Source organism: Humibacillus xanthopallidus (assembly GCF_044793955.1).
Lineage (GTDB): Bacteria > Actinomycetota > Actinomycetes > Actinomycetales > Dermatophilaceae > Humibacillus > Humibacillus xanthopallidus_C.
In genome coordinates, this window is record NZ_CP084995.1 from 431,345 (window position 1) to 454,481 (window position 23,137).

Annotated in this window: 28 protein-coding genes; 17 read left to right on the forward strand and 11 right to left on the reverse strand. The window is 68.8% G+C overall.

All coding sequences use genetic code 11. The features are described from left to right. Positions 1-215: 215 nt before the first annotated feature. Positions 216-992, reverse strand: coding sequence for a hypothetical protein (locus LG278_RS01990; protein WP_404390404.1), 777 nt, complete (start codon positions 990-992; stop codon positions 216-218). 657 nt (positions 993-1,649) lie between these two features. Between LG278_RS01990 and LG278_RS01995 the strand changes: the two genes are divergently transcribed. Beyond that, a complete protein-coding gene (locus LG278_RS01995) occupies positions 1,650-2,573 on the forward strand; it encodes a hypothetical protein (RefSeq protein WP_404390406.1) in 924 nt (307 codons plus the stop codon). A 222-nt stretch (positions 2,574-2,795) separates the two neighbouring features. After that, positions 2,796-3,677 (forward strand): hypothetical protein, encoded by an 882-nt coding sequence (locus LG278_RS02000; RefSeq protein WP_404390408.1) that lies wholly within the window; start codon positions 2,796-2,798, stop codon positions 3,675-3,677. Between the two features lie 566 nt (positions 3,678-4,243). Here the strand turns inward: LG278_RS02000 and LG278_RS02005 are convergent. The 7 genes from LG278_RS02005 to LG278_RS02035 form a co-directional block, all read right to left on the reverse strand. Then, complete coding sequence (locus tag LG278_RS02005; protein WP_404390410.1) at positions 4,244-4,714, reverse strand: hypothetical protein; 471 nt, start codon at positions 4,712-4,714, stop codon at positions 4,244-4,246. A 4-nt stretch (positions 4,715-4,718) separates the two neighbouring features. Further along, positions 4,719-5,690: a caspase domain-containing protein gene (locus LG278_RS02010; protein WP_404390412.1), complete on the reverse strand. Its 972-nt coding sequence runs from the start codon at positions 5,688-5,690 to the stop codon at positions 4,719-4,721. 212 nt (positions 5,691-5,902) lie between these two features. Next, a complete protein-coding gene (locus LG278_RS02015; protein WP_404390414.1) occupies positions 5,903-6,928 on the reverse strand; it encodes a hypothetical protein in 1,026 nt (341 codons plus the stop codon). A gap of 89 nt (positions 6,929-7,017) precedes the next feature. Then, complete coding sequence (locus LG278_RS02020; RefSeq protein WP_404390416.1) at positions 7,018-7,800, reverse strand: TIR domain-containing protein; 783 nt, start codon at positions 7,798-7,800, stop codon at positions 7,018-7,020. 507 nt (positions 7,801-8,307) lie between these two features. Next, positions 8,308-8,823, reverse strand: coding sequence for an NUDIX hydrolase (locus LG278_RS02025; protein WP_404390418.1), 516 nt, complete (start codon positions 8,821-8,823; stop codon positions 8,308-8,310). Further along, positions 8,820-9,392, reverse strand: coding sequence for a DUF664 domain-containing protein (locus tag LG278_RS02030; protein ID WP_404390420.1), 573 nt, complete (start codon positions 9,390-9,392; stop codon positions 8,820-8,822). Before LG278_RS02030 ends, LG278_RS02025 begins: the two co-directional genes overlap by 4 nt. 61 nt (positions 9,393-9,453) lie before the next feature. After that, entirely contained in the window at positions 9,454-9,831 is a 378-nt protein-coding gene (locus LG278_RS02035; protein WP_404390422.1) for a nuclear transport factor 2 family protein, read from the reverse strand. Positions 9,832-9,909: 78 nt separating this feature from the next. On the opposite strand from LG278_RS02035, the gene LG278_RS02040 reads away from it, so the two are divergent. Then, positions 9,910-10,725, forward strand: a complete 816-nt coding sequence (locus LG278_RS02040) for a MerR family transcriptional regulator (protein ID WP_404390424.1) — start codon at positions 9,910-9,912, stop codon at positions 10,723-10,725. A 238-nt stretch (positions 10,726-10,963) separates the two neighbouring features. Next, complete coding sequence (locus LG278_RS02045) at positions 10,964-11,854, forward strand: GNAT family N-acetyltransferase (protein WP_404390426.1); 891 nt, start codon at positions 10,964-10,966, stop codon at positions 11,852-11,854. A gap of 46 nt (positions 11,855-11,900) precedes the next feature. On the opposite strand, the gene map is transcribed toward LG278_RS02045, so the two are convergent. Then, positions 11,901-12,701: a type I methionyl aminopeptidase gene (map, locus tag LG278_RS02050; RefSeq protein WP_404390428.1), complete on the reverse strand. Its 801-nt coding sequence runs from the start codon at positions 12,699-12,701 to the stop codon at positions 11,901-11,903. 65 nt (positions 12,702-12,766) lie between these two features. On the opposite strand from map, the gene LG278_RS02055 reads away from it, so the two are divergent. Further along, positions 12,767-13,069 (forward strand): helix-turn-helix transcriptional regulator, encoded by a 303-nt coding sequence (locus LG278_RS02055; RefSeq protein WP_404390430.1) that lies wholly within the window; start codon positions 12,767-12,769, stop codon positions 13,067-13,069. A 10-nt stretch (positions 13,070-13,079) separates the two neighbouring features. On the opposite strand, the gene LG278_RS02060 is transcribed toward LG278_RS02055, so the two are convergent. Next, complete coding sequence (locus LG278_RS02060; protein ID WP_404390432.1) at positions 13,080-13,466, reverse strand: YciI family protein; 387 nt, start codon at positions 13,464-13,466, stop codon at positions 13,080-13,082. Continuing rightward, positions 13,463-14,212 carry a GntR family transcriptional regulator gene (locus LG278_RS02065; protein ID WP_404390434.1) on the reverse strand — a complete coding sequence of 250 codons (750 nt, stop codon included), beginning with the start codon at positions 14,210-14,212 and terminating at the stop codon, positions 13,463-13,465. Before LG278_RS02065 ends, LG278_RS02060 begins: the two co-directional genes overlap by 4 nt. A gap of 148 nt (positions 14,213-14,360) precedes the next feature. Here LG278_RS02065 and LG278_RS02070 point away from each other — a divergent pair, with 148 nt between their 5' ends. The 12 genes from LG278_RS02070 to LG278_RS02125 all read left to right on the forward strand — a co-directional run bounded on the left by LG278_RS02070 (position 14,361) and on the right by LG278_RS02125 (position 23,015). Continuing rightward, a complete protein-coding gene (locus LG278_RS02070) occupies positions 14,361-15,596 on the forward strand; it encodes an NRAMP family divalent metal transporter (RefSeq protein ID WP_404390436.1) in 1,236 nt (411 codons plus the stop codon). 11 nt (positions 15,597-15,607) lie between these two features. Continuing rightward, positions 15,608-16,375 carry a LamB/YcsF family protein gene (locus LG278_RS02075; RefSeq protein WP_404390438.1) on the forward strand — a complete coding sequence of 256 codons (768 nt, stop codon included), beginning with the start codon at positions 15,608-15,610 and terminating at the stop codon, positions 16,373-16,375. A 6-nt stretch (positions 16,376-16,381) separates the two neighbouring features. Next, on the forward strand, positions 16,382-17,053 hold the full coding sequence (locus tag LG278_RS02080) for an allophanate hydrolase subunit 1 (protein ID WP_404390440.1): 672 nt from the start codon (positions 16,382-16,384) through the stop codon (positions 17,051-17,053). Next, the gene (locus tag LG278_RS02085; protein WP_404390442.1) at positions 17,050-17,919 is read left to right on the forward strand and encodes a biotin-dependent carboxyltransferase family protein; all 870 of its coding nucleotides are present in this window, start codon (positions 17,050-17,052) and stop codon (positions 17,917-17,919) included. The genes LG278_RS02080 and LG278_RS02085 overlap by 4 nt, the downstream gene beginning before the upstream one ends. Further along, the gene (locus LG278_RS02090; RefSeq protein WP_404390444.1) at positions 17,916-18,779 is read left to right on the forward strand and encodes a putative hydro-lyase; all 864 of its coding nucleotides are present in this window, start codon (positions 17,916-17,918) and stop codon (positions 18,777-18,779) included. The genes LG278_RS02085 and LG278_RS02090 overlap by 4 nt, the downstream gene beginning before the upstream one ends. A gap of 71 nt (positions 18,780-18,850) precedes the next feature. Next, positions 18,851-19,447, forward strand: a complete 597-nt coding sequence (locus LG278_RS02095; protein ID WP_404390446.1) for a fluoride efflux transporter FluC — start codon at positions 18,851-18,853, stop codon at positions 19,445-19,447. After that, positions 19,444-19,788 (forward strand): DUF190 domain-containing protein, encoded by a 345-nt coding sequence (locus LG278_RS02100; RefSeq protein WP_404390448.1) that lies wholly within the window; start codon positions 19,444-19,446, stop codon positions 19,786-19,788. Before LG278_RS02095 ends, LG278_RS02100 begins: the two co-directional genes overlap by 4 nt. After that, positions 19,785-20,156 (forward strand): fluoride efflux transporter CrcB, encoded by a 372-nt coding sequence (gene crcB, locus LG278_RS02105; protein WP_404390450.1) that lies wholly within the window; start codon positions 19,785-19,787, stop codon positions 20,154-20,156. Before LG278_RS02100 ends, crcB begins: the two co-directional genes overlap by 4 nt. 111 nt (positions 20,157-20,267) lie before the next feature. Further along, positions 20,268-21,287: a YdcF family protein gene (locus LG278_RS02110; protein ID WP_404390452.1), complete on the forward strand. Its 1,020-nt coding sequence runs from the start codon at positions 20,268-20,270 to the stop codon at positions 21,285-21,287. Between the two features lie 85 nt (positions 21,288-21,372). After that, entirely contained in the window at positions 21,373-21,972 is a 600-nt protein-coding gene (locus tag LG278_RS02115) for a sulfite oxidase-like oxidoreductase (RefSeq protein ID WP_404390454.1), read from the forward strand. Next, on the forward strand, positions 21,942-22,697 hold the full coding sequence (locus LG278_RS02120; RefSeq protein WP_404390456.1) for a ferredoxin reductase: 756 nt from the start codon (positions 21,942-21,944) through the stop codon (positions 22,695-22,697). The genes LG278_RS02115 and LG278_RS02120 overlap by 31 nt, the downstream gene beginning before the upstream one ends. Positions 22,698-22,709: 12 nt before the next feature. Next, on the forward strand, positions 22,710-23,015 hold the full coding sequence (locus tag LG278_RS02125; protein WP_404390458.1) for a DUF6510 family protein: 306 nt from the start codon (positions 22,710-22,712) through the stop codon (positions 23,013-23,015). Positions 23,016-23,137: the final 122 nt, after the last annotated feature.

Below are 23,137 nucleotides of genomic sequence, written 5' to 3' on the forward strand. Positions count from 1 at the left end.
GATGGAATAAGGCGAGTTGGAGCGGACATGGGGGTAACCTCACGCGGCGGCTCGCTGCCGGGACCAGACCCCGCCGCCCGACGCGACCGGCCATGAGGGGCTCCTCGACGCTAGGCCCGTTCCACTTCTCGCGTCGGCAGGCGAAGGAAAGACCTACCTTGATCTCGGCCGGGTATTTGGCGTCTCAACGAAGCGGGTGACGGCGCCAAGGCGGGTCACGAACCTACTGTAGGGACCGCCGTGGTCGTCATCGTGGACGTCGGGGGCGGTGTGGTCACTGTGGCCGCAGACCACGAAGGGGCATCCAAGACGATGCAGGCGAGCTGCGATTCACTGAAGCGCCTGTCGTCCTGAGGGCATTGCGCGGCGTCACCCAGGTTGGCGCTGACCTGCAGACCGTCATAGTCCTGTGGCAGGGGCACCTGCAGATTCAGCGTCGCGTTGCCGTCCAGATCCGCTCCAATCACCTGTTTGTAGACTGTGCCCGCGTAATAGGCGAAGTGCGGTGGTGGGTTGAACGCCGGTCTGGTGGTCATTCCTGGAGTCGCCACTAGGGTCGTCGGAGGGGCCTCGTTCGTGCTGGTGACAATACGATTCACCTGAACGGTGAGCTTGTCGCCCGTTTGAAGACCGGAGGCCCTGACGGTCCCCTTGAGCGACCATCCCCCGTCCGTCTTGGCCCAGACCACGTCGATCACTGGCCGATCTGGCTTCGCGAGTGACTGCGAGAGCGCCAAGGCCACAACGACGGACGCGAGCCCGAACGTGCTGAGCGCTCCAATCAGGAGTCGGCCACGAACCTTGGCTGTGCAGTCCGTGACGGTCGGTTTCAAGGCCATGGCGGCCGCCAGGAACACAAGAAAGACAATGGCCGGGAGCCACCACGGACCGTTGCGCGCAACCCGGGCTATAGCTCCGGTGAAACCCCCCACCAGGGCAGCAGAAACACTCACCACCCCGATGGCTGCAACGGCCAGCTTCGCAACGTCCACGTCGGATGTCCCTGGTGGGGTGTTGCTACCGCTTTGGCCTGGGGTCGTAACGCTAGATTCACTGCCGCTCGTTGGGGTATCCACAGCAACTCCATTCGGCCAACATGTGCATCCAGAATGACAGGTCACGCGCTCGCGTACTCCGAGTTCCGGGGTGAGCGGCGCCAGCGCATTGAAATGGGCGCCTAGCACGGGTTGCCCTGGGGAGCGATGCCGACCGGTCCGGGCAGAACGGTGGCGCGTGGGGGAGAGCCGGCATTGGTGCGCCGAATACGCGAGCCTGTCGGTGGGCTGCTGCGGGGCGGGGCTGTTCGCGCCCGCCGGCGCGGTTGTCGACACATGTCCTTTTGCGCCACCCGTATCGGGCCAGTGGAAGTCGGGTGCGTACTGGCCTATAGCGTGTCCTCAACTCGCCGAACAAACTCACTCTTTCACGGGGGTCACTTGATGCGCCGTTCAACGCTTGCCTGCGCCGTCTTTGTCCTTGCTCTGTCCGCGTGCAGCGGCGGGTCAACACCGCCATCCGACGTCGCGACCTCCAGTCCGGGTACGTCCGGTCCGAGCGCGGAACCGTTGCCTGCGGCTACGTCATCGGCGCCACAGGAGCTGGGGACTATCAAGGCAAGCGGGTTCGGCCAGCACGACCAGTACGTGTGGGTGACCGCGGTCGTACACAACAACAGCACGTACGTCGGACAGGCGGTCACGGTCAGCTTCAACGTCCTCGACGAGAAGGGCACCCTGCTGAAGACGGCCTCTCAGGTCGAGGCCTTCTACCGCCCAAGCGCGGACCACGCGCTGGGCACCCAGGTGAGCCTGGACCCTGGGCAGAAAGCGGCGAAGGTCGAGGCGTCCCTGGACGTCGAGGCCAACGGCGCGTTTAGCGACAAGGCGTTCCCGGCCGCGCCTACCGGCCCGGTGACGGTCCGCACGGGCGAGTACGGCCAGACCGTCGCCTCCTTCGAGCTGTCGAACCCGCTCACCGTGGCGCTCAAGTCACCCCGGGTCGCGGTCGTATGCACCAACCCCAGCGGAGCCATCGTCGGCGGCGGCAGCTCGTACCCGGAGCTCGTCCCCGCATCGGGCAAGGTGAAGGTCGACACCGACGTACTGGTGTCCGGCAAGCCATCCACCTGCTCACCCTACGTCGGCCCCGACGTGAGTTGGGACGGCGAGGGGACGCCACCTGCGGAAGCGAGCTCGTCGGCCGCGGCTCCTCAGGCGGCTACCGGGTCTGCCGAAGCTGCCTTCAAGAAGTGGGTAGAGCGGTTCAACGCCAAGGACTGGGCTGCGCAGTACGACACCCTAGTGAGCGCCCAGCGGGCCGTCGTCTCCAAGGATGAATACGTCGCCTGCCGGTCCAAGACCACCGCGCCAGAATTCAAGTGGCTCAAGGTGTTGTCGGTCACCGACGGCCGTGCGGACGTCATCCCCGGCACGAACGCGTCGCTGCCCTCGACGAAGGTCACCGTTCAGGTGGCGGTGCAGGGGGCGAAGGTGCCGGTCACCGCGCACATGTACCAAGAGGACGGGCAGTGGCGCTGGTCGATGACCCAGGAGAACATCAGCAACTGCGCATGAAAGCCGGGGTAGCAGAAGCTGGGCCCCCGCCCTTACAGAGGGCGAGCGACTCACCATCACGGCCGCGTTAGCCGAGGCAGCCCTCCCTGGAACGGCCGGCGTAGACCTATGCGTCAGGATGCCCCCGATTTGCGGCGGAAGGACACTGCCGCTTCGCGGCGGTAGGGGTCACCTGCACGAAAACCGACACCTATCCAGTTACGCCGTAGCATACTTTGGTGAATGAAGACCATCTTCGACGTGTTTCTCGCGAGCCCCGATGACGCCGTCGAAGCTCGCGCTGCGGCTGAAACTGCCATGGAGGATTGGAACCGGGAACACGGGTTGGCAGAAAATGTTCAATTCCGCAGCCGTTACTATCGAAAGGACGCGATTCCGATACTTGGGCGAGGTGATGCTCAGAGCGTTACTAACGCTCAACTTGTCGACACTTCTCAAGTCGTGTTGGGCATCTTTCACAGACGCCTGGGAACTCAGACGGCTCGTGCCGCATCAGGAAGTGCCGAGGAAATCAAACGCGCGCTCAGACTAAACAAGATCATTCACCTGTACTTCTCTGAACAGATTCGAGGCGGCGCTGAGTTCCAACCAGGTCTACTTGCGTTTCGCAAAGAAGTCGAGCCTCTAGGGCTGGTTGGTATTTACGAGTCTCCCGGCTCCCTGCACAAGCAGATCATGACCGCCCTCGATCACGATGTTTCTGAGCTTCGCCTGAGGGATACGTCCCGCGGCGCATGGCTACAACCGGTGGCGGTGAGGGCCAGCGGGAGCAGTTCGATTCTCGTTGGCTTTGATAGACAGTCAGGTCGGGTAGAGGTTAGAAATGCCGGGAGTCACGTTATCGAGGATCTCGTCGTTGTCGTATCTCGTCACGCCGATACGCCCCCGCCGCTTGATCCGGCGGATAAAGCCGCCCTGCGGGCTGCACGTGAGGCGTTCGGCGGAAGGAAGCGTGGCTTTCTTCAGTCTTTTGCATCGGCTTACTTCAGTATTGACAAGAAACTCTTTAGGTTTATGACTTATGTGCCTTTCGAGGTGAGCTACGAGGATCACGGGGAGGTCCAACGTTATGAGTATGTACTTGCCGCTTCCCAAAACTACTGACCCGGGCCAATGCACGGCATTGAGTTGGGCAACCTCAACTTCGAGGAAGTTGGCTCGCGCACCCCAAGACCAGGGGGTCGGCAGACTCGTCATGTGAGGGTGAGACGGAGGTGAGCAGGTTGATGGGGCGGGTGATGTGTTCGACAGGAGTGCTCCCAAGACGGGCGATCACGCGCGGCCATCCACCGCCTGCGCCTCTGCTCACGAAGCCAGGCGCACCAACCCCCAAGGCGAACCACGGACACGGCCCACACACCAGCTGCCGGCGGGAGGACTGCCGACCGGATCCGGCTACCGGTGCGCCCCTCGCCCCGCGTCCCTTCGCCGGCAGTCGACCCGCCACCCGGCGTTCGCCATGCCGCCGACGCCCGCGAGCTGCGAGATGACCCGGCTGATTCGGCCGAGTGCGAGGCGCCAGCGGTGCTGCGGTCAGGTCTGAGGGATCCAGGGAAGGCCGTCGGCGGCTTGGATGAGACCCGACTTCTTGACTTCCGTGAGCCCGACACTCCTCCACCATGCACCCGGCCGCAGTTCCGGTGCGCTGCTACGTGGCCTCGGTGTCGGCTCTATCGGCGCACGCCCTGGGGCCAGACTACGTGGGTCGGCTTACCGCGCTGCGCGGCGTACGCGACGATGTCGGCGGTGCCACCCAGGCCCCGGGCGGGCTGGCCGTCCCACACCGCGAGCAAATGGTCGGACTCGTCCACGACCCGCCTGCCCGCGGCCAGGTAGGCCGCCTCAGTGGGGGCGTCGTAACCCATCTGGATGACATGCTCGGCCACGGCGAGGAGCCGCGCGAAGCGGCGGTGATCGTCGGGGGACTCGAAACTCGACTCGTAGTCGACGCTCGGGACGACGACGACGAGCCCGCCCCCGGCTGCCACCACGAGGTCAGCGAACTCCTGGTCCGCTCCGGCGGCCAGGCTGCTCACACCGACCAGGTCCGGAACGCCGGTCAGGTAACGCGTGATCGCGTCGATGATGAAGGCGTGGGCGGCCGGCGGGATGCGCTGGTGGCCCGTGATACCTACCCGCATTGCGTCAGAACCGGTCGTCCGCGGCCAGGCGGCGGTACCGTCGCCCCAGTGGGGTGAGCCGACACCCGCGGGAGTTCATCGCGGCGTAGTACATGTGCGCTTCACTGACGGGCTCGATGAGCTTGGCGGCCACGCACTTCTGCAGACCGGCGAAGATTTCCTCGTGCTCCTCGTTGCTGGGCTCTGCGGTGGGCTCGTAGCTCGGGTCCAGCGCGAACACATGCTCCGGTGTCGGGAACCACGTTGGCAGCCGCCGCAGTAGGGACAGGCTCGGACTCGGCGGGCACTGTCGAATCGGCTGGAGGCGCTCAACGTTGGCCTTGAACGTCGGCCGCTGATCAAAAGCGCCGAACGCCTCACTGACGTACGCGTAGAGCCCAGCCACGGTCACTTGGCCGAGCACGTCAGCAGCTCCGCCCTCAAGCGCACCTTCCAGATACGTCGAGAACGCCCCCCGCCGGCTAGGCGTCTCCACCGCGGGCTGGTCGGCCCGGCTGGCGGTGAGGATGGACACCCCGGTGCGAATGTGGGCGAGGTTGGCACCATGCAACGGTGGCGTCGCGGCGCCGCCGCTGAAACAGGAGTCCAGCCAGACGCCCACCTCACCCGGGAACCTGCTGATCATCGGCTCGATCTCGCTGTACTTCACCCCGAGCGTGTCCTCGGTCCCGTCACTGGTCACGAGCCACACATCGGCATCGGTGTCGGCCAGCTTCGCCCCATGCCCGGCGAAGTACATTAAGGCCAAATCCGCACCCGGAGCGAACAGGGTACGCAGCGCCCGTAACAGCTGCCCTCGACTCACGGACGAGTAGCGGTCGCGGGCGACCAGCAGCTGCACGTCGAAGTTCTTGGACGAGTCCGCGTCGTCGTTGCGCGCCAGCAGCGGCGCCAAAGCCTCGGCGTCGTTGGCACACCCCCGCAACCTGGATACGTTGTCGTAATAGTCGATGCCCACGACCAGGGCCCGCTTCATCTCCCCTCCCCACGTCGAGCCACCGTGCGCGCTGCTCGGGCGTGCTCTTCTCCGGGCGGTCACCGAACAACGGTAGCAACATGCGCCCGACCGTGGAGCAAGAACGTTGGCTGTCGAGCCCGGGCCGGCGTCAGCCGTGACGAGCGTCAGGAGTGTGCGGGTGAGTACTGCTCGCCTTGCATGGATGGCTCTCAGACATCGAAGCGTCCGTCTCATGTTCCCTCGAGTTCGTTGCCCCTCGGGGCATGTTTGACTTTCGCGAGGTGGTTGCTGATGAGACGGGGCAGATCCTTTCGGGATACCGTGTGAAATCGAAGTGTCCGAAGGTAAAGGGGAAGGCTGTCGGGGCTTAGCGACCGAAGGGAGAAAAGCAGCGGACGAGCCCCTCGTCCGTGAGCGTAACCGATCTCGTAAATGACGTTCTCGTTCAAGTCCGTGATATCCGCGATGACGGCAGTGGCCCTCCGCGCAATGGTATCGTAGAACAGCGAATGGATCAGCTCGCTGCCACCTTCGTCCTTGAGCCTGACGGGCACCATGTGCTCTGCAACGCTGGGACGAATGATTGAATCATACAGCTCCTCATCTGACTCCGTGCGGTGGGGTTGGAGGACGAGGCATTGTCCCAGGCGAGCCGTTTCAATCACATCGACGACGCACCTGGGAGCCTGCTGACCGTCCAACCGGCCAGCGAGCAGCTTGAAGCACTCATTGACCGAACCCGGGGCGAAAGCAGCGTCTATCCGTCGCTTGTGCGATGCGTACATCTTCTTGGAGACCCCGCCTGCCTGAATAAGAGGCAGCACCGGCACGCCGAGCTCAACCGCCTGCTCCACAACAACTTCGGTGTGTCTGCTGCCCGCAATGGTGACAACCAAATCGACACCCTTCACCATCGATAGGCGCCGACCCAAGGGAGTCTGTCCCTCGGCGACACGGACGCGTATCCCCAGGTCGCCTGTCATTCTTGTGACCCTGGCTTCATCGCCTTGTGGAACCCAGGCCTCAAACAACGCATCGAGCGGCTCTCGTAGATCGTCCGCGGCGCGCCGAGCGCCTCGTAACGCCGCTGAATCCGTCGAGTCGGCCGTGGGATGGCGATCATTGTGGACGAACCCTCCCGTCACGAGAACCGAAGGCCTTCTCGTGAGGAGCTCGTACGCGAGCTGCTCGACGAATGGTGTGGGCGTGCCTTTGAGGTCTGTTCCTCCGTAGAGGCAGATCCGGATATTTCTCATGAGTTTGACCTAATCCTTGGCAATCCGAGTTGGCATTTCGAGTTGGGAAACGACGGTGACACGTGCACGAAATGGTTTGGATCGGCCAGTCATCGGTCTAACTCGAGCATCCTTCTTGCCGTGAAACGGGTCTCGTTCCAACTTCCGGCGAACCAATTGGGCCCGGCGCTGCCGTCGATTCGATACTCCAGCATCTGGCCTTTGCCTGCTGCCAGCCTCAGCGTGACTTTGTCGGGGTCCAAACCCCATGTGCCCCGAACGCGAGACAAACCCTTCCTGTCGATCACCAATTGCTGTTCGAATGACCTGTTGGGAAAGAGCTTCAGCACGTGATGTTTGACGAGACTTATCCTGCGCTTCGGTGGCTTAACCTCGACGAACCATTGGCCGAGGTAAAGAGCCGCGTCGTCCGAGAACGGCCCTCGTTTCACGTCCCAAGCATGTTGCGGTATCGCATGCTCGACAGCTCCGCGTTTCGAAAGGACAGCGACTTCCCTTGATAGTTTGGCCAGCCCCTCGGCGAAATCAACTGCACAGTCGACCCACACCACATTGGGCCACACAAACTGTGGATAGAGTTTCAGGCCAGCCTCCATGCGTACGGGGATTACAGGGATCCCGCGGTCCTGTGCGACCACGCACTCCAATCTGCATGAACTTTCCCAGCGAAGCGAATCTTTGGTCATGACGAGGATATCCGCCTCTGAACCCGATATATTGGTGCCGACCTGAGAAACCCAGCTGGCGCCGAGGCGCATGTGATCCGTCGGTGAGAAGACGTCGACGCCGGGAATGGATTGCAGGGCCTCAGTCAGAATTGCTGCATGCTTCACGCCATCCCTGAAGGAATGGCTAATGAAGAGTCGGGGCACGAACGGCTCCTTCGCTCGAATGGGCTCCGCCACGACGCCTACTTCCAACATGCTTACCAGATCGCGAGAAGCAGCACACGGGTTTGGTCCGGTCTTGGCCTCGTCTTGGCCGACATCCCATGCCAAGGGGTCCTTTCGGACTGGACGTCGACCCCCTTCTGCCCGCACAACAGCGGGCCGCAGCGTTCAGTGCGATGGGCGACGCAGCGCCCGCGGAGCCGAGCCGCGGCGCCCTTTCTGGGCGAAGTGGGGCGCCTACTGTTCGCGATGGGAAGCAGCTCCCTGGGATGTCCTATCTGTGCGATTGGCGCCCTCGCCCGAGGACGATCGGCGCCGATCGCAGGATCAGTCTCGGACCAGACCTCAGCATCTGCTCCTACAGCGTGCTCCGACCTCTGAGCAGCCATGGCTCACATCTGGCCACTGGGAATCGCCCGCCGGGCCACCCGGGGTATGCGGCGTTACGCGGGCAGGCTCGTTGCTGCGCACTGTCCGGTCCTCGGCACATCACAGGCCGAGCATCACCGGCGTCGCCGGGATGTCACCGGCGATCAGCGCCGCCAGCGGGGTGGCGATGTCACGAGGTGAGAAGAGGTCAGTCCCGCCGTATGCGGCGATGTCTGCGAGCCGCCACCATCGCATACCGCTGATGTACTCGGCGGCGAGGTCGTCATCGGATAGCGCGCCGCGGGGATCGAAGCGCGTGGTGCGCACGAGGTAGTAGTCGTTGACCAGCCCGTCGTAGCCGTCTGCCCGGTCGGGAGTCGCGACCTCTTGGTGCCAGACATGAGGCGGGTCCGTGTCGACGACAAGGCCCGTCTCCTCCATCAGCTCTCGGCGCAGCGCCTCCAGCGGCAGCTCGTCGGGCTCGATGCCGCCACCGGGGGCCGCCCACACGACTGTTGCGTCCGTCGGCACGGCCGGATGCGGGAACCTGAAGCGGCACAGCAGGACACGGTCATCCTCGGCGAGGATGACCGCCCGGACGGCCCGTCTCCGCCGCGTCGATGCGGAGGCGCTCACGGCACCGGAAAGTCCATCGGAGGGCCCTCGCCCGTGGCTCCATCCACCTGCTCGCGGAGGAGGTCGGCGTGCCCCGTGTGCCGGGCGTACTCCTCGATGAGGTCGGCGAGGAGCCGGCGCAGACTCATGCCGTCGTGGGTCGCCTGCTCCAGCCCACCGCGGACCAGCGCCTCGGCCAGCGCGTCGCGGGATCGGTGCACGGACTCGGCCCAGAGCGCCCGCAGGGCATCGGCGGTGTCGTCGGCCGCCGTGCTCCAGGGCCAGTCATCCCAGTCCCGCTCGAGATCCAGCCGGTCGAACGGCGCCATGGACGGGCGACCGGCGAGCCGGTGCTGGAAATAGAGCTCCTCGACCCACGCCAGGTGTTTGAGCAGGCCCCCTAGCGTCACCGACGACGGCCCGAGCCGCAGCCCCAGCCCGTCGGCGTCCACGGCGGCGCACTTCCACGCGAACGTGCGCCGGTTGCGCTCCAAGGTGATCACGGCCGTAGCGACCTCGTCTCCGCGCAGGAAGCTCTCGAGGTCCCAAACAGGTGGCTTGCCGGGCGTGAAGCCGAAGGTGGTCGCCATCCGCCCACCCTAGGCATCCAGCCCCGGGAGCGGGCGGAACCCGTCCTCGCCCGATCGGTGCTCATCGCTCCATGCTGCTGCCCCTGATCATCAACTCGCTGATGAGGTCATCGGTGACGGTGAACTGGTAGTCGAGGTCGGCCACGCTGCCGGGGAAGTCGCCTTCGATGCGGATGACGGCGGTCCAGCGGGCGTCGTCATCACGTCGGGCGGCGAGGAGCTCCGTGGAGTAGGTGAACTCACTTCCGGCGTTCTGGAGGAAGTCGAGCACCTGCTCGGCGCCGTGGAACGTCTCGTCCTGGTCGACGACGACGGCGTCGTGGGTGAAGGTCCGCACGGCGGCGCCTGCCTCCTTGGCCGAGTGGGCTGCGAGGAACGAGCGGATCACGGTGGGGAGCTCGATGGGGCGAATGGTCGTGGGAGTGGCGTTGGTCGTCATGGGACGACGGTCCCGCCTCCACATGGCGGAGAGTCAAGCACTGGACTCTCCCCCGGGGAGAGAGTGCAGACTGCGCGGGTGCACACCAACCTCAGCATCGGAGAGTTCGCCCGACTGACCCACCTGAGCGTGCGCACGTTGCGTCGCTACCACGAGGCCGACCTGCTGGTCCCGGCCCACGTCGACGAGCGAAGCGGCTACCGCTACTACACCGCGGAGCAGATCCCCACCGCTCAGGTCATCCAGCGGTTGCGGGACCTCGACGTCCCGATCGCCACCGTGAGGCGCATCCTCGACGCGACGGAGCCCGCAGCGCGGTCCGCACTCGTCGCCGAGCACCTCCTCCGCTTGGAGTCCGAGCTCGACCGGACCCGAGCTGCCGTCCGGTCGCTCCGTCGGCTGCTGGCACCGGACCCCGCACCGGTGCAGGTTGAGGTGCGGCCCGTTCCGCGGATGACCGTCGCAGCAGTGGAGGGTGACGTCGAGCTGGACGACGTCCTCGGCTGGTATGCCGGCGCCATGGCCGAGCTCGATGCGACCCTGGGGGAGCCCGCCGGCCCGCCCGGAGGCGTGTACGACAACGCGCTGTTCGAAGGGGGCCGCGGACACGTGCTGGTGCACCGGCCATCCGCGGACCCGCCGGACAGGGGACGAGTGCACCCGGCGGTGCTGCCGGCCGTGGAGCTGGCTGTCGCGACCCACGTCGGCGATCACGACGACATCGACGTGACCTACGGCGAGGTCGGCGCCTGGGTCGTCGCCAACGCGCTCAGTGTGGCCGGGCCGGTGCGGGAGACCTACCTCATCGGACCTCGTGACACCGCCGATCCATCGCAGTGGCGCACCGAGATCGGCTGGCCCGTCTTCTCGGTGAGCGAGATGGGCCGGAGCTGACCCGCCACACCCCCACACCCGGGATCGCTCCAGCCGATTCGCCAGCCCTGGCAGCGGTCAGCACGGTGAGACCGAGAGGATCGCGGCCGACTGCCGCGGTGCGCATGGTTCGCGAGTTCGGACGCCCGCGCGTGGCGGTCACGCGGCGCGCCAGGGGTGTCCGGTGCGCGGCTCGTGAGGTCCCTGGGCGTCGGTAAATGCAGTTGCGGTCGGCGGGTCTCTCGGGCTGGATCGACTCATGAGCATCGTGACGACGACACCCGGTGTGGCAGGACTCCACGAGGCTGTCGCCGCCCTCCGCGGGTGGCAGCGCGACCGTGCGCCCCTCCAGCTCCACCCGGGCGACCTCGGGTTTCACTGGCGCGACGGCGCCCAGGCGACGGCGGATGCCCTGCGCGTGTGGTCGCGTGACGGGAGGGTCGTCGCCCTCGGGCTGATCGACGGTCCGCAGCTGCTGCGCCTGGCCGTCGACCCGGAGCTGCAGCTGGACGAGGACCTGGTCGGGCGGCTCGTCGACGACATCACCGCGCCCGAGCGCGGCGTGCTCGACCCGGGCAGCGCGGTGGTCGAAGCCCGGTGCGGCCCGCTCCTCGCAGACGCACTTCAGCACCGTGGCTGGCAGCTCGACGAGCCGTGGACTCCGTGTCACCGCGACCTGAGCGACCCGGTCGAGGACCGCGGACTGCGCATCGAGACCATCGGCGCCGACCGCGCCGAGGCGTGGGTCGCCGTGCACTGGTCAGCGTTTCGCGGCTCGCCCATGACCGGCGACGACGACCGCCGGCGTGCGGTCGATCGCTGGCACTCCATGGCCGGGAGCGCCCCCTTCGCGGACGCCCGCTGCCTCGCGGCGTTCGACGAGCACGACAACGCCGTGGCGGTGGTCGGGGTCTGGTCGGCCGGCCCCGGGCGCCCGGGGCTGCTCGAGCCCATGGGCGTGCACCATGAGCACCGGGGCCTCGGCCACGGCCGGGCGATCACGGTCGCGGCTGCAGCAGCCCTGCGCGAGATGGGCTCGTCCAGTGCGATCGTCTGCGCCGAGAGCTCCAACGCGGGTGCCGTCGCGACGTATGCGTCGGCGGGCTTCACGCCCTACGCCGAGGTCTGCGACCTGCGACGCAGCGAGTGACCAACGGCCGTCGCTCGGTGCGCTGAGGGGCAGCGAGGCCGTGACCTCATGCATCCGCGCTGGTGGGCAGAGGCCGCGAAGTCGGCTGGGTGAGGATCTCCGCGCCGTCGCCCGTGATGGCGATCGTGTGCTCGCTGTGTGCCGTGCGGCAGCCGGTCGCGCTCCGCAGCGTCCACCCGTCGGCGTCGGTGACGAGCTCGGCGGTGTCGGCCATGACCCACGGTTCGAGGGCCAGCAACAGCCCGGGCCGCAGCCGATACCCACGACCGGGCCGTCCGGCATTCGCGATGTGCGGGTCCTGGTGCATCGTCGAGCCGACGCCGTGCCCGCCGAACTGGGTGTTGACCGGATAACCCGCCTCGGAGAGAACCCCGCCGATGGCGTGCGAGATGTCCCCGACCCGGGCCCCGGGCCCGGCAGCCGCGATGCCGGCGGACAGCGCACGCTCGGTGGCCTCGATCATCGCGACGCTCTCGGCCGGCCTCGAGTCACCGACGATGAAGCTCACGGCAGAGTCCGCGACGACGCCTCCGGTGGAGACGGCCAGGTCGAGGGAGAGCAGGTCGCCGTCGGCGAGCGCGTAGTCGTGGGGCCGACCGTGGAGCACGGCGTCGTTGACGGAGGTGCAGATGTAGTGGCCGAACGGCCCGCGCCCGAAGGACGGCGCGTAGTCGACGTAGCACGACTCGGCACCGGCGCCGAGGATCAGGGCCTTGGCCCACTCGTCGATGTCCATGAGGTTGGTGCCGACGACGCTGCGCTGCTTGAGCGTCTGCAGGACGTCGGCGACGAAGGCGCCCGCCTCCCGCGCTCGGGGCAGCTGGGTCGGGCTCAGGATCTCGATCATGCAGGGCCCTCCTCAGGGTTCCAATAACTATCCCGGCAATGCTATCCCGGTATTAGAATCGCAAGATGGTCAGGTTGCCGCTCACCCCCGCAGAGCTGGAGCGCGGACAGCGCCTCGGTGCGCTGTTGCGTCGCGCCCGTGGAGAGCGCTCGATGCTCCAGACGGCACTCGATGCCGGCGTCTCGCCCGAGACGCTCCGCAAGATCGAGACGGGCCGCGTCGCGACGCCGGCCTTCCCGACGATCGCGGCGATCGCCGACGTACTCGGCCTGTCGCTCGACGCGGTCTGGGCGGAGATCAGCCGGCCCGAGCACGAGGTCGAGCCGACCCGCACCGATCGCGCCACGCGCGAGCGCCTGGCCTCGTAGGTGGGCCGCGTCAGTCCTCGGGCATCGAGCGGCGCTGGCCGACAGGCCCCTCGGCGAGGGGGAAGGCCAGGGAGCCGGCCCGGACCCACCACTGCATGACGTCGTAGGCGAGCCGGCCGGCCTCGACGGACGGGTCGCCCTCAGACAGCCGGGCAGCCTCGGCGCCGTCGCACGCGAAGATCGACATGCCCCGGTATGCCGGGTCGCTCTGCTCGTCGAAAGGGCCGTTCGCGACGAGCAGCCCTCGACGCCCCAGCTCGGCGCGGTAGGCGAGGTGTCGAGCCTGCAGCGCCTCGAGGTCCTCGTCCGACATCTCCGGGGCGTCAGCGGGCCGCCGGAGGACGGCCACCGTGTAGACGTCGAACGCGTCGGGGACGTCGGGGTTGCGCGCCGTCATCGTGCCCCCGTCCGGCCGGGCCGACCCGCCCGACCCGCGACCGCGCCCACCGCGCCGGCCGCGCCGAGGTCGGAGAGCAGGTGCTCCTCCGCGTCGGAGAGGTAGGCGCGAAGTGCCGCCGCTGCGCCGGCCCGGTCACCGCGCTCGAGGTCGCGCAGGATGGCGTCGTTGCGGTCGAGGTAGGGCTCGTGGAAGCCCGAGTCGTCGGCCATGAGGTGGAAGACGAGCCGCATCTCGGCGAGCACCCCCTCCATGAGGTGGTCGATGCGACGGCTCCCGCCGAGCCGCACGAGCGATCGGTGGAACTCCTGGTTGCCCTGGGCGACGGCGGCAGCGTCGCCGCACTCGCGAGCGGCGCGGGCGGCATCGACGATCGCGCGCAGCCGGCCGAGGGCCTCGTCGGAGAAGCCCGGCGCGTGCTCGACTGCCGCTGGCTCGATGATCTGGCGCGTGGCATACAGGTCACGGATGTCGTTGGGGGTGGGGGTCGCGACGAAGACGCCCCGGTTGGGCTCGCGGGCGGCGAGCCGCTCGGCGATGAGCAGGGCGAACGCCTCGCGGATCGTGTTGCGCGAGAAGCCGAGCGCGGCGCCGATCGTCTCCTCCGTCAGCCGCGTGCCCGAGCGGAGCGCGCCGTTGACGATCTGCTCGCGCAGGGCGTCCGCGACCCGCTCGGCCGCCGAGGGCTGGGCGGACACGTGGGCCGGGATGTGGCGAAGGGCTTCGGAGAGGACGCGGTTGGGCACAGCAGCACTCTAGGCCGCCTGACCTCAAAATTTGTCGGATTGACCTATTGCAGGATTGTTGAGCAATCCGCTACCTTGCTGAGATCGGTCACACTGGCGTGGCCGTCCCGCCGTCAGCACTCTTGGCGCCCGACAGTTCGGAGCAGCGATGGAAGACAAGACGACCGAGGTCGAGGCCGCGCCGCGACAGGCCCCGCCCTCCGCCCAGGGGCGCACCGCCCTCCTCGGAGCGATGTTCCTGATGGCCACCTCGGCCATCGGCCCCGGCTTCATCACCCAGACGACAGGCTTCACCGTCAAGCTCGGCGTCGCCTTCGCCTTTGCGATCGTCGTCTCGATCCTCGTCGACATCGCCGTGCAGATGAACGTCTGGCGCGTCATCGGCGTCTCGGGACTGCGCGCCAACGAGCTCGCCAACCGCCTCGCCCCTGGGCTCGGGTGGGCGCTCGCCGCCCTCATCCTCATGGGCGGGCTCGTCTTCAACATCGGCAACATCTCGGGCACCGGGCTCGGCACCGACGCCATGATGGGCCTCGACCCCAGGATCGGTGCGGTCCTCTCCGCGGGCCTCGCCATCGCGATCTTCCTCGTCAAGCGAGCCGGCGCCGCCCTCGACAAGATCGTCATCGGGCTCGGGCTCGTCATGATCGTGCTCACCGCCTACATCGCCTTCACGTCGGCCCCGCCCGTCGGGACGGCCCTCAAGAACGCCGTGCTGCCCGAGCAGGTCGACTTCCTCGCCATCACCACCCTCATCGGCGGCACCGTCGGCGGCTACATCACGTATGCCGGTGCGCACCGGCTCATCGAGTCGGGCCGCACCGGCCCCGAGCACGTCGACGAGATCACCAAGGGCTCGGTCCTCGGCATCATGGTGACCGGCGTCATGCGCGTCATCCTGTTCCTCGCCGTGCTCGGCGTCGTCTACGGCGGCGCCACCCTCGCGGCCGACAACCCGGCGGCGAGCGCCTTCGAGCAGGCGGCCGGCCAGTTCGGCCTCCGGGCCTTCGGCATCATCTTCTGGGCTGCCGCCATCACCTCCGTCATCGGCGCGAGCTACACGACGGTCTCCTTCCTCACGACCCAGCAGACCTCCGCCCGCGTCCGCAGCCTGATGACGGTCGCCTTCATCGTCATCTGCACCGTGCTCTTCCTCGTGCTCGGCAAGGCCCCGGTCAAGCTGCTCATCTTCGCCGGCGGCTTCAACGGGCTGATCCTCCCGATCGGCTTCACCGCGATCCTCTGGGTGGCCTGGCGCCGTCGCGACCTGCTGCGCGGCTACGCCTACCCCCGGTGGCTGCTCGGCATCGGCGTGCTCGCCTGGCTGCTCACCCTCTGGCTCGGCTGGCAGTCGATCACCGGCCTGCAGGCCCTGTGGGCCTGAGGGAGCCGGCGATGACACCGCAGCGGATCGACCTCAACTCCGACCTCGGGGAGTCCCTCGGCAACTGGGAGCTCGGCAACGACGAGGCGATGCTCGACATCGTCACGAGCGCCAACGTCGCCTGCGGCTTCCACGCCGGTGACAGCCTGACCCTCCAGCGCACCTGCGCCCAGGCCGCCGAGCGGGGCGTCGTCGTCGGGGCGCAGGTCGGCTACCGCGACCTGGCCGGCTTCGGCCGCCGCTTCATCGACATGGAGGCGGCCGAGCTGACCGCCGACGTGATCTACCAGATCGGCGCGCTCGAGGCGATGTGCCGGGTGGCCGGCGTGCGGGTCGAATACGTCAAGCCCCACGGCGCGCTCTACAACGCGATCGTCCACCACGAGGACCAGGCGGCCGCGGTGGTCGACGCGGTCGTCGCCATCGACCCGAGCCTGCACGTCATGGGCCTGCCGGGCTCCGCCTTCCTCCGGCTCGCCGAGGAGGCTGGGCTGCGCACCGTCGCAGAGGCCTTCGCCGACCGCGCCTACACGCCCGAGGGTCATCTGGTGTCGCGGCGTGAGCCGGGCGCGGTGCTGCACGACCCCGAGCTCGTCGCCTCGCGCATGGTGCGTCTGGCGACCGAGGGGCGCATCACCGCCGTCGACGGCACCGAGATCGAGGTGCGGGCCGACTCGATCTGCACCCACGGTGACTCGCCGGGCGCCGTCGAGATGGCGCGCGCGCTGCGCACCGCCCTGACCGGGGCGGGCATCGAGATCGCCCCGTTCGTCAGGTAGGCCGCGATGTCCGAGTCGAGCACCACCAACGCACCGAGCCTGCGGCTGCTGCCGATGGGTGACGCCGCCCTGCTGCTCGAGACCGACGACATCGACGCCGTGCTCGCCGTGGCCTCCGTGCTCGCGCCGCTCGCCGAGGCCGGCGACGGCGTCTGGGCCGACGTCGACGACCTCGTGCCCGCCGCCCGCACCCTCCTCGTCGTCGCACGTCCGACGACCGACCTCGACGAGCTCGGTCGGGCCGTGGTCGGCGCCGCCCGCGGTGCCGCGCTCGCGACCACCTCCGCCGACCAGCGAGTCACCGAGATCGCCGTGCGCTACGACGGACCCGACCTCGAGGAAGTCGCCCAGCTGACCGGGCTGACTCCCGACGAGGTCGTCGCCCGCCACACGGGCACGGCCTGGCGCGTCGGCTTCGGCGGCTTCGCCCCGGGCTTCGCCTACCTCGTCGGCGGCGACCCCCGGCTCGTCGTGGCTCGCCGGGCCGAGCCGCGCACGCGTGTGCCGGCCGGATCCGTCGGTCTCGCAGGCGAGTTCAGCGGCATCTATCCGCGCGAGTCGCCGGGCGGGTGGCAGCTCATCGGCAGCACCGACGTCGTCCTGTGGGACGCCGACCGGCAACCTCCGGCGCTGCTCATCCCGGGCACGACCGTCCGCTTCGTCGAGGCAGACCGATGACGCGCCGCATCGAAATCGTCGAGCCGGGACCGCTGACCCTCGTCCAGGACCTCGGCCGGGTCGGCCACCTCGCGGTCGGAGTCGGACGCGCGGGAGCCGCCGACGTCGCTTCCTACCTCCTCGGTGGGCGGCTGGTCGGCAACGTGCACGGCGTGGCCGCGCTCGAGGTGACCTTCGGTGGCCTGCGCTTCAAGGCGTTCGGCGACCTGCTCGTCTGCCTCACCGGCGCGCACGCCCCGGGTGAGGCCGACGGCCGGGCGGTGCCGCACGCCGCACCGTTCACTCTGCGCGACGGCCAGGTGCTCTCCCTCCGTATGCCGTCCAGCGGGCTGCGCACCTACGTCTCCTTCCGTGGTGGGCTGGCCCTGCCGGGGGTGCTCGGATCGGCGGCCTCCGACACGATGTCGGGCCTCGGTCCGGAGCCGGTCCGGGCGGGCCAGACGATCGAGATCGGCCGGCGCACGGAGGCGCTGCCGCACGTCGACGTGGCCGGCGTGGCCCATCCGCCGACCGGTCCGGTCGAGCTTGCCGTGCTGCCCGGGCCCCGGATGGACTGGTTCGCATGCCCCGAGCGCCTGGCCGCGACGGAGTGGTCCGTCTCGGGACGCAGCGACCGCAAGGGGATTCGTCTCGAGGGTGAGCCGATCGAGCGGCATACGCAATGGCGTGACGCCGAGCTCCCGAGCGAGGGCATGGTGCGCGGAGCGATCCAGGTGCCCCCCAACGGGCAGCCGGTGCTCTTCCTCAACGACCACCCCGTGACGGGCGGCTACCCCGTCATCGGGGTCGTGCGGTCCGCCCACGTCGACCGAGCCGCCCAGCTCCAACCCGGGCAGACAGTGCGATTCCGATGGGAGCAGAGATGACGAAACCCTTTGACCTGCAAAACGGCACGCCGCTGGAGAGCGCGGTCCCGGCCATGCCCGGCGACCCGGCCTCGGTGTCGCCGAGTGAGGCGCGACGGCTCTTTGCCGCCGGGCTGAGCGTGCCGACGACGGGGTGGTCGGCAGGCCACGCCCAGGCCAACATCATCGCCCTGCCGCAGGCGCTCGCCTTCGACATGATGCTCTTCGCGCAGCGCAACCCGAAGCCCTGCCCCATCCTCGACGTGCTCGACGCCGGCGAGGTGCGCGGCGGGGTCCTCGGTGGCGACGACCCCACGGCGCACGCCGACATCCGCACCGACATTCCGCGCTACCGCGTCTACGAGCGCGGCGAGCTCGTCGCGGAGGTCTCCGATGCGCGCGAGCACTGGCGCGACGACCTCGTCACCTTCATCGTCGGCTGCTCCTTCACGTTCGAGCACCCGCTGCTCGAGGCGGGGGTGCCGGTGCGCCACCTCACCGCGGGGCGCAACGTGCCGATGTATGTCACCTCCACTAGGTGCTGGCCCGCGGGGCGACTCTCGGGGCCGCTCGTCGTCTCGATGCGGGCCATCCCGCCGGCCCTCGTCGCCGACGCCGTCCGCGTCACCTCGCGCTACCCCGCGGTCCACGGGGCGCCGGTCCACGTCGGTGACCCGGCGGCGCTCGGCATCGCCGACCTGGCGAGGACCGACTTCGGCGACCCTCCGGTCATCGAGGAGGGCGACGTGCCGGTCTTCTGGGCGTGCGGCGTGACCCCGCAGGCGGTCGTCATGGAGTCGCGACCCGAGATCGCGATCACCCACGCGCCGGGGCACATGCTCATCACCGACGCCCGCGACAGCGCGTATGCCGTGCCCTGAGCGACGTGCGGCAGGCGGGCTCGGCGACGGGTCCCGTCGCCGCGACGCGGCTCGGAGGTAATCTCGGGCTGATGTCGATCGACTCCGACCTGCCCGCTCGCCTGCCTCTGGGCCGTCACGCCTCGAGCGTCATCCGCGAGCGCTGGGACATCCTCGCGGTCATCGCGGTCGGGGGAGCCATCGGCAGTGCGGCGCGCTACGCGGCGGGCGTGCTCTGGCCTCACGACCCGTCGCAGATCGCCTGGTCGACCTTCGCCGTCAACGTCGTGGGCGGCTTCCTGCTCGGGCTGCTCATGGTCTTCGTCAATGACGTCTGGCCGCCGCACCGCTACGTGCGCCCCTTCCTCGGCGTCGGCGTGCTCGGCGGCTTCACGACGTTCTCGACCTACATGCTCGACACCCATGCGATCTTCGTGGCCGGTCGCCCGACGATCGCCCTGCTCTATCTGCTGGGCACGCTCGTCGTGGGGCTGGTCGCCGCGTGGTTGGGCATCGTCGCGGGTCGGGGGGCGGCCGCCGTGCTGCGCACCCGGGGGCGCAGAGCCGGCCCGGGCCGCACCGAGCGCACCAAGGGCAGCGAGAGCAGCGAGAGCACCGAGAGCACCACCGGCACTGAGAGCACCGACTCAGAGGCCAGCGACGCCCGCAAGGGCAGGAGGTTGCCATGACCCTGCACGGATCTGCCGTCCGGCTGACCATCGTCATCACGGAGTCGAGCCAGTGGCACCACCGCCCGGCCTACACCGAGATCGTCCACCGCGCCCACGCCGCCGGGCTCGCCGGAGCCAGCGTCTTCAGGGGGGTCGAGGGGTTCGGCCGCTCGAGCCACATCCACACCAACCGGATCCTCTCCCTGAGCGATGACCTGCCGGTCTCGATCGTCATCGTCGACGAGGAGCAGCGCGTGCGGGACTTCCTGCCGCAGCTCGACGAGATCGTCGCCGCAGGCCTCGTCATGATCGACCCGGTCGAGGTGGTCAGATACGTCGGTCCCGAGGGAGCCTCGTGACGCTGCTGCTCGTCGTCGCCGGCGGTCTCATCGGCGCGCCGCTGCGCTATCTGACCGACCTGCTCGTGCAGGCGCGGCACGACAGCGTCTTCCCGTGGGGCACCTTCACGGTCAACGTCATCGGGTCGTTCGTGCTCGGTCTCGTGCTCGGCGCCGCGTCGTCGTGGGCCGTGCCCGCCTCGGTCGTCGCCTTCGTCGGCACCGGCATCTGCGGCGCGCTTACGACCTTCTCGACCTTCGGCTTCGAGACCGTGCGGCTCCTCGAGGAGGGGTCGATCCTGGCGGCGGCCGCCAACGCCGTAGGCAGCCTGGCCGCGGGCCTGGTGGCGGGCACCGTGGGCTGGGTGATCGTCACGGCGCTCGTCTGACCCCACGACCCCGACGCGGCGCGTGCACCCAGGGCAGGCATACTGAGGGCCGGGCCGGCGTGCTGGCACAGCGAGATGCTCAGGGGTGCACGTGACGGTGGGGGCCGAGGGATGAGACTGCTCATCCACCTGGTGGTCATGGCCGTCGCGGCCGGCCTCTACGTCGTCTCCTCCCGTGCCGAGCCGCGGCGCTGGCGCAACGGCGTGCTGCTCCTCGTGGTCCTCTGGGCGGGGGCCGATCTCATCGCCGGCGAGGTCGTGAGCCGGCTCGGCTTCGACCGTTACGACGTCGGCCTCGTGCTGCTGGCCCTGCCCTGGTTGGGCGCCATCGTGCTCGGGGTGCTCCTGCTGCTCAACGGAGTCCGCATGGTGCGCAAAGAGGGGCGCAGCCTCGGCAACCTGCTCTCCCTGCTGATGGGCCTCGGCATGGTGGGGTCGACCGTCGTCGGAGTGGCGCTCTTCCTCTCCGGCACGACCGCGCTCGCAGCGGTGGGCATCGTCATCCTGCTCCTGCCCGGCTATCCGGCGCTCGCCCTCCTCAGCTACCTGCTCTACTGCCTCGACTACCTGCGTCCGCGCACGCGGCCGACCCCGGCCGCCATCGTCGTGCTCGGATCCGGACTCATCGGAGGAGCGATCCCACGACTCCTCGCCCGGCGCCTCGACGCTGCCATCGCCCTGCGACGCACCGAGGAGCTCGCAGGCCGGCGTCCTCCCCTCGTGCCGAGCGGGGGCCAGGGCGACGACGAGCCCACGTCCGAGGGTGCTGCCATGACGGCATACCTGCTCGAGCGGGGCCTCGACGCGCACGACGTCGTCACCGAGGACCGCGCCGCCTCGACGGAGGAGAACCTCCTCTTCTCCCGCGCGCTGCTCGAGGAGCGGGGGGTGACGGGCCACCTGCGGGTCGTCACAAGCGGCTACCACGTCGGTCGCGCGGCGCTCATCGCGCGGCGGCTCGGGCTCGACGCCGACGTCACCGGCGCCCGCACCGCGTGGTACTTCGTGCCCAGCGCGTTCCTTCGCGAGTTCGCCGCCGTGCTCACCTACCACCCGTGGGTCAACGCCCTCGGCCTCGGCGCGTGGGCGGCACTGAGCGCCTTCCTCACGTTTGCTGTGATCGTCGGTTGAGGCGCCCGCTCCCCTCGCCACGGCGTAGACTGCCCTGAATACTGGGCAGCGAGTCCGCTCCTCACCCGTCGACCCAGGAGAGCGCATGAGCTTCGTCACGAGAGGCTTCCACGGCCGGCGCCGCGACGACGACGGGCGGCTGCCGCCGGGGCAGCACCTCACCGGCGACTTCCCGGTGCTGTCGGCGGGTCCGACCCCGCGCATCTCGCACGACGAGTGGGAGCTGTGGGTCGCGACCGAGGACGGCACCCGTCACGCGTGGTCCTGGACCGACCTCATGTCGCTCGCTGCCGACGAGCCCACCGTCGACATCCACTGCGTCACGAGATGGTCCAAGCTCGACACGACCTGGCGTGGAGTGTCGCTGGACACGCTCCTCGCCGACGTCGAGACGGCAGCCGACTACGTGCTCGTGCACAGCTATGGCGGCTACACGACCAACCTCCCCCTCGAGGACCTGCTGGACGGGAAGGCTTGGGTGGCTTATGAATTCGAGGGAGACGAGCTGCATCCCGAGCACGGCGGGCCCGCGCGGCTCCTCGTGCCGCACCTCTACTTCTGGAAGTCGGCGAAGTGGGTGCGCGGCTTCGAGCTGATGCTCGACGACACCCCGGGCTTCTGGGAGCAGCTCGGCTACCACGACTACGGAGACCCATGGCGCGAGCAGCGTTACCAGGGGGACTGAGCGCCCGCCGCGCCTGGCGGGAGGCCCGGCTCGTCGAGCGCCGGGCCGAGACGCCCAGCGCGACGACGCTCGTCCTCGACGTGACCGGCTGGCCGGGCCACCTTGCGGGCCAGCACGTCGACCTGCGCCTCACTGCCGACGACGGCTACACCGCCACCCGCAGCTACTCGTTGGCCGGCCCGGCTGTGGGCGACCGCGTGGAGGTCACCGTGCAGCGCGTCCCCGACGGGGAGGTCTCGACCTTCCTCTGCGACGACCTGCAGGTCGGTGACCGCATCCGGCTGCGGGGGCCCGTCGGCGGCTGGTTCGTCTGGCGTCCGGGTCAGCCCGGTCCCGTGCTGCTCGTCGCCGGCGGCTCCGGGGTCGTGCCGCTCATGGCGATGATCCGGACCCGTCCGGCCGACGGACCGCCGTTCCGTCTCGTCTACTCCGCACGCGAGCCAGACGACGTGCTGCACCGCGACGAGCTCGGCCGTCTCGCAGCACGCGGAGTCGTCGACGTCGGCTTCGTCTTCACCCGCCGGACACCCGACGGCGTCGAACGAGCGCCGGGCCGGCTGCGCAGCGACGACCTCGACCGGTCGGGGTGGACCGCAGCCGATGCGCCCACCTGCTACGTCTGCGGTCCAACGGGATTCGTCGAGGCCGCGGCCACCCTTCTCACGGCGGCGGGCCACGACCCGGCTCGCATCCGAACCGAGCGATTCGGCCCCAGCGGCCCCTAGCAGGAGGCAGTGATGCAGAGCGACAGCGATCCCACGAGCGACGCCGGCGACGGAGGCACGACCGTGTGGGACGGCAACGTCCTCGCAGGCCCGCTCTCCGAGATCTTCGCCGTCGACATCACGACCGCCGTGGGGCGGTGCCGCGGGTGTGGGTCGAGCGGGGCCATCGCGACCCTGCGAGTCCATGGCCCCCAGCCAGGGCTCGTCGGGCGGTGCCCCGGGTGCGGCGACGTGCTGCTGCGCATCGTTCGGACGCCTCACGCCGTGTGGCTCGACCTCGGGGGCCTGACCTCGTTGTGCATTCCCTCAGCGGACTGACAGACAAATCGGAAGGTTCCAAAGCCCCGCGCCGGGGGGTGCAGGGTCCAGACTTGCCCAGGCGCCGCAACGACGTTGTGCCCCAAGTGAACCCCTGACGCTGGGGCTCGCCGTTGCCGCTG